This is a genomic window from Methylobacterium sp. JK268 (assembly GCF_054052225.1).
The window spans coordinates 1-16,235 of record NZ_JBSVZN010000025.1; the positions used below are offsets into that span (position 1 = coordinate 1).

At 72.6% G+C, this 16,235-nt stretch carries 19 protein-coding genes; 5 read left to right on the top strand and 14 right to left on the bottom strand.

Going from position 1 to position 16,235, the window contains the following annotated elements; genetic code table 11:
- Positions 1 to 831 (top strand): IS110 family RNA-guided transposase (locus ACW9J6_RS23015; protein ID WP_457115101.1); only part of this gene is annotated, 831 nt, incomplete at its 5' end.
- A gap of 182 nt (positions 832 to 1,013) precedes the next feature.
- On the opposite strand, the gene ACW9J6_RS23020 is transcribed toward ACW9J6_RS23015, so the two are convergent.
- The 3 genes from ACW9J6_RS23020 to ACW9J6_RS23030 are packed head-to-tail and all read right to left on the bottom strand — an operon-like array spanning position 1,014 to position 3,570.
- On the bottom strand, positions 1,014 to 1,520 hold the full coding sequence (locus ACW9J6_RS23020) for a RidA family protein (RefSeq protein ID WP_457118851.1): 507 nt from the start codon (positions 1,518 to 1,520) through the stop codon (positions 1,014 to 1,016).
- Between the two features lie 29 nt (positions 1,521 to 1,549).
- Positions 1,550 to 1,957, bottom strand: a complete 408-nt coding sequence (locus ACW9J6_RS23025) for a c-type cytochrome (protein ID WP_457118852.1) — start codon at positions 1,955 to 1,957, stop codon at positions 1,550 to 1,552.
- A 29-nt stretch (positions 1,958 to 1,986) separates the two neighbouring features.
- The gene (locus ACW9J6_RS23030; RefSeq protein ID WP_457118853.1) at positions 1,987 to 3,570 is read right to left on the bottom strand and encodes a flavin monoamine oxidase family protein; all 1,584 of its coding nucleotides are present in this window, start codon (positions 3,568 to 3,570) and stop codon (positions 1,987 to 1,989) included.
- A 423-nt stretch (positions 3,571 to 3,993) separates the two neighbouring features.
- Here ACW9J6_RS23030 and ACW9J6_RS23035 point away from each other — a divergent pair, with 423 nt between their 5' ends.
- Together ACW9J6_RS23035 and ACW9J6_RS23040 are read left to right on the top strand one after the other, a co-directional pair.
- On the top strand, positions 3,994 to 5,256 hold the full coding sequence (locus ACW9J6_RS23035; protein WP_457118854.1) for an ABC transporter substrate-binding protein: 1,263 nt from the start codon (positions 3,994 to 3,996) through the stop codon (positions 5,254 to 5,256).
- Complete coding sequence (locus tag ACW9J6_RS23040) at positions 5,253 to 5,717, top strand: DUF3237 domain-containing protein (protein WP_457118855.1); 465 nt, start codon at positions 5,253 to 5,255, stop codon at positions 5,715 to 5,717. Before ACW9J6_RS23035 ends, ACW9J6_RS23040 begins: the two co-directional genes overlap by 4 nt.
- 64 nt (positions 5,718 to 5,781) lie before the next feature.
- Here the strand turns inward: ACW9J6_RS23040 and ACW9J6_RS23045 are convergent, their stop codons facing one another.
- From ACW9J6_RS23045 to ACW9J6_RS23065, 5 genes are all read right to left on the bottom strand, one after another.
- Complete coding sequence (locus ACW9J6_RS23045) at positions 5,782 to 7,107, bottom strand: MFS transporter (protein WP_457118856.1); 1,326 nt, start codon at positions 7,105 to 7,107, stop codon at positions 5,782 to 5,784.
- 117 nt (positions 7,108 to 7,224) lie between these two features.
- On the bottom strand, positions 7,225 to 8,178 hold the full coding sequence (locus tag ACW9J6_RS23050) for an efflux RND transporter periplasmic adaptor subunit (protein ID WP_457118857.1): 954 nt from the start codon (positions 8,176 to 8,178) through the stop codon (positions 7,225 to 7,227).
- Positions 8,179 to 8,187: 9 nt separating this feature from the next.
- Positions 8,188 to 8,391 (bottom strand): DUF1656 domain-containing protein, encoded by a 204-nt coding sequence (locus ACW9J6_RS23055; protein ID WP_457118858.1) that lies wholly within the window; start codon positions 8,389 to 8,391, stop codon positions 8,188 to 8,190.
- On the bottom strand, positions 8,391 to 10,430 hold the full coding sequence (locus ACW9J6_RS23060; protein ID WP_457118859.1) for an FUSC family protein: 2,040 nt from the start codon (positions 10,428 to 10,430) through the stop codon (positions 8,391 to 8,393). The genes ACW9J6_RS23055 and ACW9J6_RS23060 overlap by 1 nt, the downstream gene beginning before the upstream one ends.
- Positions 10,427 to 10,897, bottom strand: coding sequence for a MarR family winged helix-turn-helix transcriptional regulator (locus ACW9J6_RS23065; RefSeq protein ID WP_457118860.1), 471 nt, complete (start codon positions 10,895 to 10,897; stop codon positions 10,427 to 10,429). The genes ACW9J6_RS23060 and ACW9J6_RS23065 overlap by 4 nt, the downstream gene beginning before the upstream one ends.
- 223 nt (positions 10,898 to 11,120) lie before the next feature.
- On the opposite strand from ACW9J6_RS23065, the gene ACW9J6_RS23070 reads away from it, so the two are divergent.
- Positions 11,121 to 11,978, top strand: coding sequence for an MBL fold metallo-hydrolase (locus ACW9J6_RS23070; protein WP_457118861.1), 858 nt, complete (start codon positions 11,121 to 11,123; stop codon positions 11,976 to 11,978).
- A 12-nt stretch (positions 11,979 to 11,990) separates the two neighbouring features.
- Here ACW9J6_RS23070 and ACW9J6_RS23075 read toward each other — a convergent pair whose 3' ends face one another.
- Together ACW9J6_RS23075 and ACW9J6_RS23080 are read right to left on the bottom strand one after the other, a co-directional pair.
- A complete protein-coding gene (locus tag ACW9J6_RS23075) occupies positions 11,991 to 12,728 on the bottom strand; it encodes a DUF1223 domain-containing protein (RefSeq protein ID WP_457118862.1) in 738 nt (245 codons plus the stop codon).
- Between the two features lie 7 nt (positions 12,729 to 12,735).
- On the bottom strand, positions 12,736 to 13,728 hold the full coding sequence (locus tag ACW9J6_RS23080; protein ID WP_457118863.1) for a lipid A biosynthesis lauroyl acyltransferase: 993 nt from the start codon (positions 13,726 to 13,728) through the stop codon (positions 12,736 to 12,738).
- A gap of 209 nt (positions 13,729 to 13,937) precedes the next feature.
- Here ACW9J6_RS23080 and ACW9J6_RS23085 point away from each other — a divergent pair, with 209 nt between their 5' ends.
- On the top strand, positions 13,938 to 14,123 hold the full coding sequence (locus tag ACW9J6_RS23085) for an RNA polymerase sigma factor region1.1 domain-containing protein (protein WP_457118864.1): 186 nt from the start codon (positions 13,938 to 13,940) through the stop codon (positions 14,121 to 14,123).
- 11 nt (positions 14,124 to 14,134) lie between these two features.
- On the opposite strand, the gene ACW9J6_RS23090 is transcribed toward ACW9J6_RS23085, so the two are convergent.
- The 4 genes from ACW9J6_RS23090 to ACW9J6_RS23105 form a co-directional block, all read right to left on the bottom strand.
- Entirely contained in the window at positions 14,135 to 15,157 is a 1,023-nt protein-coding gene (locus ACW9J6_RS23090) for a zinc-binding dehydrogenase (RefSeq protein ID WP_457118865.1), read from the bottom strand.
- A 3-nt stretch (positions 15,158 to 15,160) separates the two neighbouring features.
- Positions 15,161 to 15,529 carry a type II toxin-antitoxin system PemK/MazF family toxin gene (locus ACW9J6_RS23095; RefSeq protein WP_457118866.1) on the bottom strand — a complete coding sequence of 123 codons (369 nt, stop codon included), beginning with the start codon at positions 15,527 to 15,529 and terminating at the stop codon, positions 15,161 to 15,163.
- Positions 15,516 to 15,875 carry a hypothetical protein gene (locus ACW9J6_RS23100; RefSeq protein ID WP_457118867.1) on the bottom strand — a complete coding sequence of 120 codons (360 nt, stop codon included), beginning with the start codon at positions 15,873 to 15,875 and terminating at the stop codon, positions 15,516 to 15,518. Before ACW9J6_RS23100 ends, ACW9J6_RS23095 begins: the two co-directional genes overlap by 14 nt.
- A 66-nt stretch (positions 15,876 to 15,941) precedes the next feature.
- Positions 15,942 to 16,223, bottom strand: a complete 282-nt coding sequence (locus ACW9J6_RS23105) for an SH3 domain-containing protein (protein ID WP_457118868.1) — start codon at positions 16,221 to 16,223, stop codon at positions 15,942 to 15,944.
- Between the last annotated feature and the right edge of the window lie 12 nt (positions 16,224 to 16,235).

Here is a 16,235-nt window from a genome sequence, read left to right on the forward strand (position 1 = left end):
ACGCTCGCCCGCTTCTGCCGGGACAACCACGTCACCCTCGTCGCCCTGGAGGCCACCGGCGGCTACGAACAGCAGCCCTTCCGCCTGCTCTGGGCGGACGGCCTGCCCTGCGCCCTCCTCAACCCCCGCCAGGTGCGGCGCTTCGCCGAGGCCATGGGCATCCTCGAGAAGACCGACCAGATCGATGCCGGCGTCATCGCGCGCTTCGCCGAGGTGCGCCGGATCAAACCCCGGCCGCCGGCCAGCCCGGCTCAGGAGCGGCTCAGCGCCCTGGTCACGCGCCTGCATCAACTGGTCGAGGCGCGCACCGTCCAGACCAACCAGGGCCGCCTCGTCACCGAGCCGCAGGTGCGCACCTCGGTCGCCGAGATGGTCGAGCTGATCAACCGCCAGATCGCCGCGTTGGAGGAGGCGATCACCGCCCAGCTCAAGGCCGATCCGCTCTGGGTTGCCCTCGATGCGACCTTCCGCACGATCAAGGGCGTGGCCGACCGCACGATCGCCCGCCTGATGGCCGACCTGCCGGAGATCGGCACCCTCTCGGGCAAAGCCATCGCCAAGCTGGCCGGCTTGGCACCCATCGCCCGCGACAGCGGCCAGAGCAGCGGCCGACGCCCCGTGCGCGGCGGACGGGCCGACGTGCGCGCCATCCTGTTCGTGGTCACCAGCTGCGTGCGGCGCTTCGATCCCGACTTCATCGCCTTCGACCAACGGTTGCGCCAAGCCGGAAAGCCCCCAAAGGTCATCCGCATCGCTCTCGCCCACAAGCTGCTCGTGCGCCTCAACGCCAAGGCCCGTGATGTCCGCGCCCAACTCGCCGCCCAGACTTGACACGCCAGACAGTCGCTCACCCTCGCCCTTCGGGCTCGCTGCGGACCCCTCGTTGGGTCCGCAGCCCTCTCCCCGCGCGCGGGGAGAGGAGAAACCCGCGCCTCATCCGGCGAAGTGTGAATGAGCAAGCCCGCAGAGGGGGGAGGGTGTGGCGCCACCTCCTCAGAGCGTTCCATGGGTTCCTACGGGCGCACGGCCGTGACCTCGATCTCGACGAGGTAGCCCGGATTGGCGAGGCCCGCGACCTGCACCACGGAGCGGGCCGGGAGGTTCGGCTGGGCCGGCGTGCCGAAATGCTCGCGATAGGCCGTCATGAACCCGGCGAAGTCCATGCGTCCCTCCTTGGCCGGGTCGCCGACCAGGAAGACCGTCATCTTCACCACGTCCCCCATGCCCAGGTTGAGCCGCTTGAGCGTCGCGTCGATCGCCTTCAGCACGGAGGAGGCCTGGGTGCGGGTGTCGCCGTAGGCCGCGACGGTGTTCTTGGGGGCCGCCTCGTCGAGCACCGGCGGGACCGCGCCGCTGACATAGACCGTGGTCCGGCCGGCCGGAACCTCGACCGCCTGGGCGATCGGGAAGTCGGAATTCGGGATCCGGTGGCGGACCACCTCCTGTGCGCGGGCGCCGCCGCCCGCGAGGGCCGCGCCGAGGAGCAGGCAGGCCGCCACGCCCGGTCGAATCGTCATCATCGTCATTCCCTCGTCATTCGCCTGCCGCCTCACGGGCGGGACGCGGCCACGTCGGCCGGCGTGACGGCGTCCGCATAGGCGTTGCCGAAATGGCTTCGCACGTAGTTGACCACGTCGGCCACCTGGGCGTCGGTCATCATGCGGCCGAGCGGCGGCATCCCGCGCAGGCCCCGGACCAGGACCAGGACCGGGTATCCGCCCGCCGCCAGGTTCGGGTCGCCGGCCAGCGCCGGGTAGCGCGCCGCTCCGGCCGCGCCCTTGCCGTCGCCCATGTGGCAGGCGGCGCAGACGGAGGCGTAGAGTGCCTCGCCGCCCTGCTCGGCGAAGGCGGCGCCGCGGCTGAGGCCCTCCTCCGGCGGGGCGGGCTCCGCGCCTGCCGCCGATGCGGCGAGGCCGGCGAGGAGGAGGGCCGCGGCGGCCCGCAGGGACGTCCCCATGATCGATCCTGTTCGCGAGAGGGGGCCGCTCATGCGGCGAGGATCCGGCGGTGGAGCCGGGTGATCGCGTCGAGGGCGGAGAGGATCGCCCCCTCCTGCCAGGCCGGGATGTAGGAGGCGTGCTCGCCCGCGAGCACGATCCGCCCGTCGATCGCGCAGAGATCGTCGTAGTGGGCGTGGCGCGCCGCCTCCGTCCAGTCCCCGGCGCAGCCGAGGGTGAAGGGCACCCGGTGCCACGCGACGGCGATGCCGGTCTCGAACTCGCTCGCGTATTGCGGGTGGATGCGCGCCCCGAACGCCACGGCCCGCCGCACCCGTTCCTCCGGCGGCAGCGCCGTGAACTCGTAGGAGTTCGGACCGTTCCAGGTGTAGCCGCCGAGCAGCACCCCCTTGCCCGGCGTGTTGTAGCCGGTGCTCGGGTAGGAGATCTGCCGGATCGGCAGGTCGGTGTAGGTGATGCCGCCGTAGATCGCCTCGTCCTCCTCCCAGAAGCGGCGGCGGAACTGGAGGCCGAACTTCACCGACGAGGCGTAGGGCACGGCATCGATCGCCGCCTTCATGGCGCTCCCGACCTGGACCGGAAGCTGGCTGAGGATGGTGAGCGGCAGGGTGCAGACGCACCAATCGGCGGTCTCCTGCCGGACGGCGCCGCCCGCCGCCTGGTCCTCGTAGGTCACCGTGACCCGGCGGGAATCCTGGGCGATCGCCGTCACCTTGGCGCCCGTGCGGATCACGCCGGGCAGCTGCGCCGCGAAGGCCTGTCCGATCCGGTCCATGCCGCCCACGGGCTGGAACATCGTGGTCTGGAACTCGTAGAGGGCGAAGTTCTGCAGGCTGCGCCACAGGCGCGAGTGCAGGATGTCGTGGAGGCCGATCGGCTCGCCCGGCACCGGGGCGGCGCCCAAGCCCCCGCCCGCATCCCGGGCGTAGCCCCGGAACTCGCCCGTCGATTCGCCGGCCCGGTAGGCGAGATCCTTGTCGAGGGCGCCCCACGAGCGCAGCGCCTCCAGCAGGACCTCACGGTCCTCCTTCGAGACCCGGGCGTCGAGGGCGCCCTGCGCCGTCGCCTTGGCGAGCAGTTCCGCGGTCGCGCCCTGGAAGTCGGTCTTGATCTCGCGGATCCGCTGCGGCTTCCCGCCGAAGGCCCCCGTCGCGTGCAGATAGGCGTTGTGGTTGAGCTGCACGAAGGGTTCGAGCGCCACCCCGAGACGTCGGCAGTAATCGAGCACGGCGCGGTGATGGTAGGGGATCCGCCAGGGACCGGGATTGAGGTAGAGGCCGGCATCGAACCGGCAGGTCTGCGTGGCGCCGCCGAGTTCGGTGAAGCTGTCGCCGCCGCGCAGGGTCCAGTTGCGCCCGCCCGCCCGCTGGTTGAACTCCAGCATCTGGACCGCGTAGCCGGCCCGGGACAATTCCAGCGCGGCCGTCATGCCCGCGAGGCCGGCGCCGAGCACGAGCACGCGGGTACCCCGCGGGGCGCCCTCCAGCCTCACCGGCCCCTTGTAGCCCGACTCGCCCGCGAACCCGAGGCTGGTCATGGCCTGATAGGCCGCCGCGCTGCCGGCCGCGGCACCGATCAGCGCGATCAGGTCCCGGCGGCGGGGGCCGGACATGACTCGATCGTCCACGAGGTCTCCCCATTCCTGTTCGGCCCGAGGCGGGCCGTCGCAGCGCTCCAAACAAATTCCGGGCCAAGAGCCGCCGCATCGCTGAACAAAAGCATCCGAACCGACGTTTCCGGGCCTGCATCCCGATGCGTCAAGGGGCCCAGCGAACACGCATTCTGAAATTCACTCTTTCACAATACAAATATAAATCTGTACAAGATCGACCAAACTGGTTCGCCTTCACCTCCAACATCAATCGCACCGCTCTGCTTCGGTGGCCTGACCTTACACGGCCGCCACTCTCACTGATCGGAGGAGAGCCTGACCGCGAAACGCGCCAATTGCCAACGGGAAAAATGTTATGAATAATAACTAAACGACCGGGGCGGCGACAAGACCGCGGGACCCGGGCAACGGGAGGGCTCGCGCATGACGGGCTGGCGGATCAGGGTGCCGGGTCCATCCGGCAGCGGTGCGGGACGGGGCCTGCGGGCCTGGGCGGCCGCCCTCCTCCTCGGGCTGGCGGCCCTCGGGCCGGCCTCGGCCCAGGTCTCCGGCGACGTGGTCCGGATCGGCGTGCTGGCCGACATGTCGACGGGCATGGCCGACAATTTCGGCAGCGGCAGCGTCACGGCGGCCCGCCTCGCCGTGGAGGATTTCGGGCCCACCGTGCTCGGCAAGCCGATCGAGATCGTCTCGGCCGACCACCAGAGCAAGCCCGACGTGGCGAGCAGCATCGCCCGGCGCTGGTTCGACCAGGACGGCGTCGACATGATCACCGACCTCGACAACTCGGCGATCGCGCTCGGCGTCCAGGCGCTCGCCCGGGAGAAGGGCCGGCTCGCCCTGATCACCGGCTCGGGCTCGACGGTGATCACCGGCGCGCAATGCTCGCCGAACGGCGCGCTGTGGGTGATCGACACCTACGCGCTCGCCCGGACGATCGCCAAGCCCCTGGTCGCGGCCGGCGAGGCGAGTTGGTTCTACGTCGTCGCCGACATCACGCTGGGCAAGTCCTTCGTGGCGGACGTGACGCCGGTGGTGACGGCGGGCGGCGGGCGCGTCGCCGGCCAGGTCTTCCACCCGCTGCTCTCGCCCGACCTGTCCTCCCAGATCCTGCAGGCGCAGGGCTCGGGCGCGGACGTCATCGCGCTGTTCAACGTCGGGGCCGACGCGATCAACGCGGTCAAGCAGGCCTCCGAGTTCGGGCTGCTGGGCGGCAAGCAGAAGCTCGCGGGCTTCTACATGACGGTCGTCGACGTCCACGCCCTCGGGCTGCCGGTGGCGGGCGGCCTCTATCTCGCCGAGGCCTTCTACTGGGACCAGGACGAGGCCGCGCGCGCCTTCGCCAAGCGCTTCCACGACCGGCAGCACGCGATGCCGAACGGCTACCAGGCCGGCGTCTACTCGGCGGTGACGCACTACCTCAAGGCGGTGCGGGCGGCCGGGACCGACGGGGCCGACGCCGTGATGGCCAAGATGCGCGAGATGCCGATCGACGACGTGATGACGAAGGGCGGCCGGCTGCGGGCGGACGGCCGGGTGGTCCGCGACGTCTCGCTCTACCGGGTCAAGCGCCCGGAGGAGTCGCGGGGGGAATGGGATCTCCTGACCCGGGTGGCGACGCTGCCGGGCGAGGACGCCTTCCGGCCGCTGGCGCAGAGCGACTGCCCCCTCGTGAGGGCGCCGTGACGCTGCCGCCGCCGGGCCTCGTCCACGTCTTCGACGCGCGGATCGCGGTCGCGCCGCCCTGCACGGTCGGGCCGACGCGGGCGGGCGAGCGGCGGGTGATCGCGATCACCGGCGGCCGCGTGGAGGGTCCGGCGCTGACCGGGCGGGTGCTGCCCGGAGGCGCCGACTTCCAGACCATTGAGGCGGACGGGCTGACGCTGCTGCACGCCCGCTACGTGGTCGAGGCGGAGGACGGCGCGCTCGTCTACGTGGAGAATACGGGCCTGCGCTTCGGCCCGCCGGAGGCGCTGGAGCGGATCCGGCGCGGGGAGCCGGTCGATCCGGCGCTGATCTACTTCCGCACCGCGCTGCGGTTCGAGACCGCCGCGCCGGCCCTGGCCTGGATGACGACGAGCCTGTTCCTGGCGACGGGCGCCCGGGCGCCGGACCACGTGGCGCTCAGCGTGTACCGGGTGGCCTGACGCGGGACCGGCCCCGCCAAGCGCCTCCCGCCCGCGATCCGGCCGGACCGCGGGCGGGGCGCTCTCACCGTCGCGCCAGGGTTACGCCCGGCGCGGCGCCAGGGGCCGGCCGGCGCAGCATCGCCTGGACGACGAAGACCATCCCGGCGCCGACCAGCAGGGCCGCGGCGAGGAACAGCATCGGGGTGAGGTCGCTGCCGCTGGCATCGCGGATCAGCGGCACGACGTTCTGGGCGACGAAGCCGCCGAGATTGCCCACCGAGTTGATCGCCGCGATGCCGGCCGCCGCCGTCGCGCCGCTGAGGAAGGTCGGGGGCAGCGACCAGAAGACCGGCTGGCCGGCGAAGATGCCCGCCGCCGCCACGCACAGGCAGGCGAATTTCAGGGCCGAGCCCGGCACCACCACGCTGAGGATCAGGGCCAGCGATCCGACCAGGGCCGGGCCGGCGATGTGCCAGGTTGTCTCGCCGGTCTTGGCGGCATGGCGCGGCACCCACCACAGGGCGAGCGCCACCGCGATCCAGGGGATCACGTTCAGCCAGCCGTTGACGCTGTTCGAGACCCCGAAGCCCTTCACCACGGTCGGCAGCCAGTAGCTCAGGCCGTAGGCGGCGAGCGGGAAGGCCACGTAGAGCAGCGCCAGCATCATCACCCGGCGGTCGAGGAGGATGCGGAACGGGTTCTCGTGCTCGGTGCGGGCGCTGGTCGCGGCCTCGCGGGCGAGCGCGTCGGCGAGCCACTTCTTCTCCTCGGCGGGCAGCCAGCGCGCCTGCGCCGGGCCCTCGGGCAGGATGAAGAACACCACGATCGCGAGCAGCATCGCCGGGACGCCGGTGGCGAGGAAGACCCACTGCCAGCCGCGCAGGCCGAGCGCCCCGTCGAGGTCGAGGAGCATGCCGCCGATGGCCGCGCCCACCGCGTTGGCGACGGCGCTCGCGATCATGAACCAGCCGACCATGCGGCCGCGATGGCTCTGCGGGAACCACAGGGTCAGCGCGAAGAGCACGCCCGGAAAGAAGCCCGCCTCCGCCGCGCCGAGCAGGAAGCGCAGCACGTAGAACATCACCGTGCCCTGCGTGAAGCCGAGGAGCACGGTCACCAAGCCCCAGCTCGCCATGATCCGGGTGAACCACAGCCGGGCGCCGACCCGCTCCAGGATGACGTTCGAGGGCACCTCGAACAGGAAGTAGGCGACGAAGAACAGCGACGCGCCGAGCCCGTAGGCGGCCTCGCTGAGCCCGAGATCGCCCACCATCTGCAGCTTGGCGTAGGAGACGTTCTGCCGGTCGATATAGGCGATCAGGTACATCAGCCCGAGCAGCGGCATCAGCCGCCGCGTGATGCGGGCGAGCGTGCGCGCACCGAGCGCGTCGGGGGCGTCGTCAGCCATCTCTGTCCCTCCAGAACCGGCGTTTCCCGGGGCGCGCGTCGTTGCGGCCGCCCCACCCAAAGGCATAGGTCGCCCTATGGGAGCGAAGTCAGGGCGACGTCAACCCAGAGGCGAGCCTCATCCCTTGCGACTGGCGACGAGCCCCGTCCGGACGGTCTCCAGGCGCTTCCACAGCCCGTCGAGCGGGCGGGGCTCGGCCTGGCCTCCCGACCGGACGACGACGGTCGCCGTGCGCCCCACCGTGAGATGCGTCGTCGCCGGCGAGGCGTCGAGGGCGACCCGCACCGGCACGCGCTGGGCGAGGCGCACCCAGGCGAAGGTCGGGTTGACGTTGGCGAGCAGGGTCGCCCCCGCCGTCCGCTCCCGGTCCTCGATGCCGGCCGCCACGCTCTCCACGCGGCCCGAGAGGTCCCGCTCGTCGCCCATCAGGTGCACGCTCACCGGATCGCCGACGCGGATGCGGTCGAGCTTCGTCTCCTCGAAATAGCCCTCGACGTGCAGCGTGTCGGTGTCGACCAGCGCCATCACGGCCTTGCCGGTCGCCACGTAGCTGCCGGGGCGCAGATCGAGGTTGGAGATGCGGCCGTTGACGGAGGCGCGAACCTCCGAGCGGGCGAGGTTGAGCTTGGCGAGGTCGCGGTCCGCCACCGCCTGGTCGTAGGCGGCCCGCGCGCCCTGGTCGGTGGCGAGCGCCTGCTCCAGCTTCTGCTGCGACACCACGTTGTCGCTGAGCTGCTGGTAGCGGGCGAGGTCGGCCTCCGCCTGGGTCAGCGTCGCCTTGCGGCCCGCCACCACGGCCTCGGCCTGGCGCAGGGCGAGCGCGAAGCGCTCCGGGTCGATCCGGAACAGGACGTCGCCCCGCCTCACCTCCTGATTGTCCCGCACGGCGACGTCGCGCACGAGCCCCGAGACGTCGGGCGCCACGCCGACCACCTCGGCGCGCACGCGCCCGTCGCGGGTCCAGGGGGCCTCCAGGTAGTAGTCCCAGAGCGCGGCGCCGACCGCGACCGCCACGAGGAGCAGGAGGCCCGTGACGGCGAAGCGGCCCAGGAAGGCGAGGAAGCGGGTCATGGCGGGAGCTCAGGCGAAGCGCGGGGCCAGGGCGGCGACGGCCCCGAGGCAGGTCAGGGTGAGGGCGGTGTCGAAGAGCGGGCGGTGCCAGACGAGGCGGTAGAGGCCCGCCCAGGCGATCAGGCGGCGCAGGACCAGGCTCAGCCCGAAGGCGATCACCGCCTGGACCAGGAGGGCCGGCAGGAACACGCCGTAGAGGTCGAGGTCGGGCATCAGGCGGCCTCCGGCAGGACGAGGGGCCGCCCGGGCGGGGCGTAGGGCGGCGCATCGGGGAACAGCGCGCGGCGCAGCCCCGCCAGGCCGAGCAGCGCGTCGCGGCGCCCCTCCGGACCCGGCCGCGCGCCGATCCGGCGCAGGGCCGCGTCGATCGCCTCCAGGATCAGGGGATCCGCGTCCGGGCGGTCGCGGCTGTAGTGCCGCGCGACGCCGTCGAGCACCCGGTCGAGGGCGGCGACGTGCTCGGCCGGCAGCCCGTGCCGGGCGCGGCGCAGGAAGACCAGCACCATGCCGACCCGCAGCTCCGCCAGCGTGTCGACGCGGCGCAGCGCGCTGTCGGGCGCGGAGGCGGCGATGCGCGGCACCAGCAGGCCGAGCCGGTCGAGCATCAGACCCGCGAAGGCGACCCGGTCGCCGCGTCCCCGGCGGGCGGCCGCGCGGGCGAGGTCGCGCCGGCTCAGGCGCAGGATCCGCCACGCCCCCTGCTCGGCGCCGGTCGCGCGGATCAGGCCGGTGACCAGGGCGGCGAGCCAGATGCCGCCGAGCAGCGCCAGCGACGAGTTCACGAAGGCCGCGAAATCGGCGTCGTAGCGGTTCTGGATCGCCAGCAGGGCGTTGCCGTTCACCCCGAGCGCGATGCCGGCGCCGGCGGTGCGCGGGATCGCCATCATCAGGCCGGCGGCGAGGAGCGGCGGGGCGAGCGCGAGGGTGAGCATCCCGAAATCGTGGACCTGCGGCAGCACGCCGAAGAGCAGGATCCCCACCGCCACGGCGGCGACGGCCGACCATTGCGCGAAGCCGAGGATCGCGGGCGTGGGGTCGTCCTGCGCGGCGAAGAGGCAGCAGAGGACGACGCCCATCATCGCGGCGGTGGCGCCGTCCGGCCAGGCGGTGGCGATCCAGAGACCGACGCAGACCAGGGCCGAGACCAGCACGCCCAGGGCGGAGCGCAGGGCCATGCCGTGGTCGCGGTGCTGCGGCGGCCGCCGGGCGAACTCGCCGCCATAGGCGAGCGGCCCCGCGAGCCGGCCGCCGCCGCGGGCGATGTGCTCCTCCAGGGTGCGGCAATCCCGCGAGAGGGCGACGAGTTCGCGCAGGCGGTCGAGGAGGCTCGCGCGGACGAGCATGCCCCAATCCGGGTCGGGCGGGAGACCGTGCTCGGCCGCCTCGATCCGCGCCGTGAGGTGGGCGCTGCCGGCGGGCGGCGCGCCGGCCTTCGCCCATTCCTCCAGGTCGCGCAGCAGGTCGCGCAGGTCGGCCGTGAGGCCGGCGACGGCCCGCAGCGCCGCGATGCGGTCCGCCAGGGAGGACAGCACCGGCAGCAGCAGCAGCATCCGCGCGCGCAGCGTCCGCACCCAGGGCGCGGCCGCCGCCTGCCGGGAGGTGTCGAAGGCGAGGTGCGTGGCCAGCACGTCGATCTCGCCCGCCTCGGTCGCGAGCCGCAGCCGCCTCGCGCGGACCTGCGGGTCCTCGGCGGCGCCCGACAGCACCTCGCCGGTCCAGCGGCCGGCCTCGGCGAGCCAGGCGGCGATGCGCTGCGCCACCACCGGCCCGACCGGCTGCGGGACGACGAGGCTCGACACCAGGGCGGCGCAGAGGATGCCGAGCGTGATCTCCTCGGCGCGGGCCACCGCCGTGTCGAAGATGGAACCGGGGTCGGAAACGGCCGGGAAGCCGATCAGGGCCGCCGTGTAGCCGCCGAGCATGAACAGGTAGCTCTGGGGCCCGCGGTCGAGGAGCGAGACGTAGAGGCAGAAGGCCGCCCAGAGCGCCAGGGCGGCGGCGAGGAGTTCCGGCGCGTTGACGAGGGCGGGCACCAGCGCCACCGCGACGGCGACGCCGATCAGCGTGCCGCCGACCCGGTAGGCGGCCTTCGAGCGCGTCGCGCCGGCCAGCGCCTGGGCGGTGATGTACACGGTCGCCATCGCCCAGTAGGGGCGCGGCAGGTCGATCCAGAGCGCGATGAAGAGCGCGAGCAGCGCGGCGCCCGCGGTCTTCACCGCGAACAGCCAGGCGCGCCAGCCGGGCAGGCTCATGACGCGGCCCTTTCAGCGGGCGGGAGCGCGGGAACCGGGTGGTCCCCGGCGCCCTCGCGCAGGGCCGAGAGCACCCGCAGGGTGGCGCGCAGATCCTCGTCGGGCACCTGCGCGAAGATGCGGCCGCGCAGCCGGTCGAACTCCGCCTCGATGGCGGCCACGCGGGCACGGCCCTCCGCGGTGAGGCTCAGAACCTTGGCGCGCCGGTCCGTGGGATCCTCGCGCCGCGCCGCGAGGCCGGCCTCCTCGACCTGATCGAGCAGGCGCACCAGGGTCGGCCCCTCGATGCCGAGCGCCTCGGCGAGCGCGGTCTGGCGGGGCTCGCCGAGGCGCCCGATCAGCAGCAGCGGCAGGGCGGTCGCCTCGGTGAGCCCGAAGGCGGTCACGACCTCGTCGGCGGCCCGGCGCCAGGCGCGGCTCGCCCGCAGGAGGCCGAGGGTGAGGGATTGGAGGAGCATGCGGCGCATCAAGAAGGAACGCGTCGAGCGGGCGACCGTTGCGATGGGTCATAGATAGGATGCTAACGTTTTCGGCGCAACGGCGCAGCTATGCTCTGAGGACCGACCTGCCGGGATCTTACCGCCTGGCCATGCGTCATACGCGCCGCGGACGAAGGCCGGCCGTCACGACGCCGGGTCGGACGTGGACCGGCGGAACCCGCGGCTGCTATCGTCCGGACGGAGACCCCGCATGACCTACCCTTCGCTCCGGCTCGGCGACGCGACGATCGCGTGCATCCCCGAGACGACGCTCGTGTTCGAACCCGTCGCGCTGCTCCCGGACTGGGAAGCGACGGAGGAAGACGGGCAGAGCGACGGGAAGCTCACGCTCGGCGTGCATTCCTGGCTCGTCAGGACCCCGTCGCAGGTCGTCCTGATCGATCCCGCGATCGGCAACGGCAAGCGCCGCGCGTCACCGCTGTTCGACCGGCTCGACACGCCGTTCCTCGACCGCCTCGCGGCGGCGGGCGCGACGCCGGAGGCGGTGACGCACGTCCTCGTCACGCACGTCCACACGGATCACGTCGGGTGGAACACGCGCCGGGTCGGGGAGACGTGGGTGCCCACCTTCCCGAATGCCCGCTACTTCCTCCCCAGGGCCGGATGCGCCCCCTATCTCGGCGCGGACGGCCCGTCCCTGCGCGGCTTCGACGTCTTCACCGACAGCGTCCTGCCGGTGATCGAGGCGGGGCAGGCCGCGATGGTCGAGCCGGAGGGCGGGGAGGTGCTGGACGGTTTCACCGTCCTGGCGACGCCCGGGCATAGCCGCGACCACCAGTCGATCCTCCTCGAATCCTGCGGTGAGCGGGCGCTCGCCGCCGGCGACATCCTGCATCACCCGGTGCAGCTGCGCCGGCCGGACTGGAGTTCGGCGTTCTGCGCCTCGCCGGAGGACGCGCGGAGGACGCGGCACCGGATGCTCGATCGGGCGAGCGCGGAGGAGCTGCTGTTCCTGAGTTCGCATTTTCCCGCCGCTCCGGCCGGGCGGGTCATCCGCGACGGTGGCGCCTTCCGGTGGCGGGCGGCGTCCGTCGAGGCGCGTGGGTAACGTCCGCGCGCCTCAGAGACCCGGCCCCTTGGCGGCGCCCAGGATCCGCCCCGGGCCGTCATGCTCGGCCTGCAGCACCAGCACGTAGGAATCCGCGTCGCCGGACGCCCCCAGGATGTCCCGCGGCAGTTCGTAATGCGCGGGCGCGCCGCTCCAGGCGCCGACGCGGTGCATGCCGCGCACCACATTGCGGTAGGTGATGGTCTTGCCCCGGTTCTCGCCGCGGGCGATCGTGACCTCGCGGAAGCGGGTCACCGGGAGCAGCCAGAGATCCGCCGTGCGGCCGGCCTCCGGGGCCGGGCCGACATCCACCAGGATCCGGTCGCCCTCGACCGCGCTGCGGATCGGCACCGGAAGGCTCGCGGCGGTGCCCGGGTCGCGGATCGTGTGCTCCAGGGCGTCCCGGTCCGAGCCCACCACCGCGGAGGCGCCGTTGATCACCGCCTGGGGCGTGTAGACCTGCCGGTCGCCGCGCATGCCCGCATAGGCGCGCTGGCGTTCCGTGAAGGCGGCGTGCGCCAGGGTGTCCTTCCAGCCGAGATAGTCCCAGTAGGTCACCGGCAGGCTGAGCGCGATGACGCCCGGGTCCCGGGACAGGTCGCCGATGATGCGGTCGGCCGGCGGGCAGGCGGAGCAGCCCTGGCTCGTGAACAATTCCACCACCACCCGCGGCACCTCGCCCGAAGCGGCCGGGCCCGCGCCGCCGAGGAGGAGAGCCGCCAGAAGACTCCGGAACACCGCACTGGTCATGGCCGCATCAAGCCCCGGCCGCCCGACCGACGGAAGTCACGTTAGCTTGAGGCACCGGCCCCTGCGCGGCGCGGGGCAGCATGGCCGGCCGCCAGCGCCGATGCATCCACATCCACTGATCGGGATGCTCGCGCACCCAGCCCTCGATCACCCGCGTCATCGCCTGCATGGCGCCCTGGATGTCGAGGGCACCGGCGGCGTCGCGCGGCAGGTCCAGGGCGGGGGTGAGTTCGAGCCGGAAGCGGTCGCCCGGAAGGCGGATCACCCGCACGCCGTGCACCGGGCACTCGTAGTGCCGGGCGAGCTTGGCGAGGAGCGGGTTCACCAGGACCGGACGCCCGAAGAACTCCACCACCACCCCGCGGGTGAAGTGCTGGTCGACCAGCATGCCGAGATGGCCCCCGCGCTCCACCACGCCCTGCATGGCGAAGGCGGCGCCGGGCCCCGCCGCGGTGAGGCCGCCCATCGTGGCGCGGCGCACCTCCGCCACGAGGCGCTTGGCCGCCGGGTTGTTCGGCGGCCGGAACACCGCGCTCGCCTCCAGGCCGAACCGCGCCGCGCAGATCGCCGGCAATTCCCAGTTGGCGAGGTGGGCGGAGAAGATCAGGCCCGGCTTGCCGTCGTCGCGCAGGGCGAAGAAGTGCTCGATGCCCTCGACCTCGATGCGCCCGGGCGACGCGGCCTGGGGGTCGTAGTCGAAGATCTCGCCGAGATGCGCGTACTCGGCACCGGTGCGGCCGAGATTCTCCCAGGCCCCGCGGGCCAGCGCGGCGATCGCGGCCTCGCTCTTGTCCGGGTAGGCCTGGCGCAGGTTGGCGAGCGCGGTGCGGTGCGAGGGCAGGCGCGGCCCGAGCGTGCGCCCGAGCCAGGCGCCGAAGCCGCCCGCCCGGGCCGGCCCGAGCAGGCTCGCGATGCCGAAGAGCAGCCGCACGAGCGGGACCATCGGCCATTCGGCGAGGCGGGAGAGGGAGCGGTAGAGCCTCAGCTTCAGGCGCAGCACGGCGGAAGGGTCTCACGAAGGGGGGCGGCGTCCCGCGCGGATCCGGGACCTCGCATCGCAGGTCGTCCGCTCGCCGTCATTTTACAAGCTATTTCCGCGGGCCGCACTCTTTTCGCCCCTCTCGTCATGCCCTAGAGTTCCCTCTGGGATGTCCCTCGATGGAGTGATCCAGCGCCGTGACTGACGCAAGTCTCCCCGCCGATTTTCTGGTGGCACTCGATGATTTCATCGCGGCGGCGGCGCGTGACGGCCAGGTCACGTCCGCGCAGGTCGAGGCCCTGCTCGGGGATCGCCCGCTGAGTGCGGGGCAGATCGAGGCGGTCGTGGACCTGATCGCACGCAGGGGCATCGTCCTCTTGGAGGAGATTCCGGCCGGCCCGCGCGACGCGTCCTGAGCGGCGCACCCTCACAGGGTCGCGATCAGCTTCCCGAAGACCTGCCGGGATTCGAGCCGGGCGAGGCCCTCCTGGAACCGGTCCAGGGGTAGCACGGTATCGACCACCGGGGTGAGACCGGCCGCCATCTTGGCGAGCGACTGCGCGATATTCTCGATCCGGCAGCCGAACGACCCCGTGATGCGGTACTGCTGCTGGAACAGCTGCATCAGGTTCATGGTGGTGGAGACGCCGGAGGTCGAGCCGCAGGTGACGAGCCGCCCGCCCCGCTTGAGGCAGAGCAGGGACCCGTTCCAGGTGTCGGGGCCGACATGCTCGAACACCACGTCGACGCCCTTGCGCTTGGTCAGGCGCCGCACCTCGCCCTCGAAGCGCTCGCTGCGGTAGTTGATGACGTGGTCGGCGCCGAGCGCCCTCGCCTTCTCGCCCTTGGCATCGTCGCCGACGGTGGTGAAGACCGTGCAGCCGATCGCCTTCGCCATCTTGATCGCCGTGGTGCCGATTCCCGAGCCGCCCGCGTGGACGAGGACGGATTCGCCCGGCTCCAGGCGGGCATTGTCGAACAGCATGTGCTGGACGGTGCCGAAGGCGACCGGCGCGCAGGCGGCCTGGACGAAGTCGACGCCGGCGGGCACCGGCACCGCGAGGCGGGCGGGCATGACGATCCGCTCCCGGGCGAAGCCGTCGATGTGGAATCCGAGCACGCCGCCGACTTCCTCGCAGAGGTTGTCGCGGCCTTCCCGGCAGGCCTTGCAGCGGCCGCAGGTCAGGGCGCCGTAGAGGGCCACCGGATCCCCGACCTTCAGACCCTCGACCCCCTCGCCCAGGCCGAGGATCTCGCCCGCCGCCTCGGCCCCGACCGTGAGGGGCAGCTTGCGCTTGGCGAAGGCCATGCCGCGGAAGCCCCAGACGTCGATGAAGTTGAGCCCGACCGCGCGGATCCGCACCTCGATCTCGCCCGGGCCGGGCGGCGGCGGCGCCGCGACCTCCGACAGGCGCAGGTCGCGGTCTCCGAAGATCTGCAGGGCTCGCATGGGTCAGCTCGACGAGGGAAGGACGCGCGGGTCCGGTGGCAGGAGAATGTGGCCGAGGCGGGTCGACACCGCGGTGCGGTCGTCCTGCGCCATCATGCCGATCGTCTTGCCGACGACGCCGTGCGGCAGCGTGAACAGCTTCCAGCGCACGACGGAGGGCGTCCGCAGGCCCGCCGCCGCGAGATCGAGGATGGGATGGTCGCTCGGCCAGCGGCCCGCCGCGGCAGTCGTGATCATGGCGGCGATGAAGACGTCGTGGCTGCGGTTGAAGCCGAGATCCGAGAGCACCAGGACCGGGCGGGGTTTGCGGTTCGGGATGTCGACGAAGGGAAACAGGGCCGTCAGGACGGACCAGCGCTCAAAGCCCGTCATAGGCCGCGGCATCTTCCGGGCTGTTCCACTCGTCGAGGGTCATCGAGAGCAACAGGAGGTAGGGGTCGGCCGGCCGGCCTTCCCCAGCGATCTCGACCGAGACCGTCTCGCCGTGTCGCCGTCGCCTCAACGCGGCCCAAGCCGGTTCCGAGCCGGAATCCGGCACGAGGCCCGGCTCCGATCCGTCGACGGAAGCGGGAAGACGTCGGAACCGGATCGCCTCGCCGGCAACTCTGAGGATCACCGTCTCGTTCGCGCCGAGCGCCCGAAGATGCGCGACGAGATCCGCGTCATCGAGAAGGCGGGCCGTCACCAGCGCCTCGTCGCGGATCACCATCGTGCCCATGCCGGGATCCTGATCCTTTCCCGCCCTCGACTATCCCTGCCGGATCGCGCGGGCAATGGTCCGCCCTCACTCCGGCGCCAGGAACCGCCGCCGCGCCCAGCCGACGACGCGCCCGGACTTCACCCGGCACCACGTGTTCCCGCTCGGCGTGTCGGTGGTGCAGCCGAAGCCGCGCAGCCGCGCGTCGAGGGGCACCTGGCCGAGTGCCGGCGCCGCGGCGTCCGGTCCCTCGCGGATGCTGAGCGTGTCCCCCGGGGGCAGGCCGTCGACCCGGAAGAATTCGGTTTGGGCGAGGGCCGTCCCCGTCCCCAGGACGAGGAGGGCCACCGCCAGTCGGACGCGGCGCATCGCGCTTCGAGC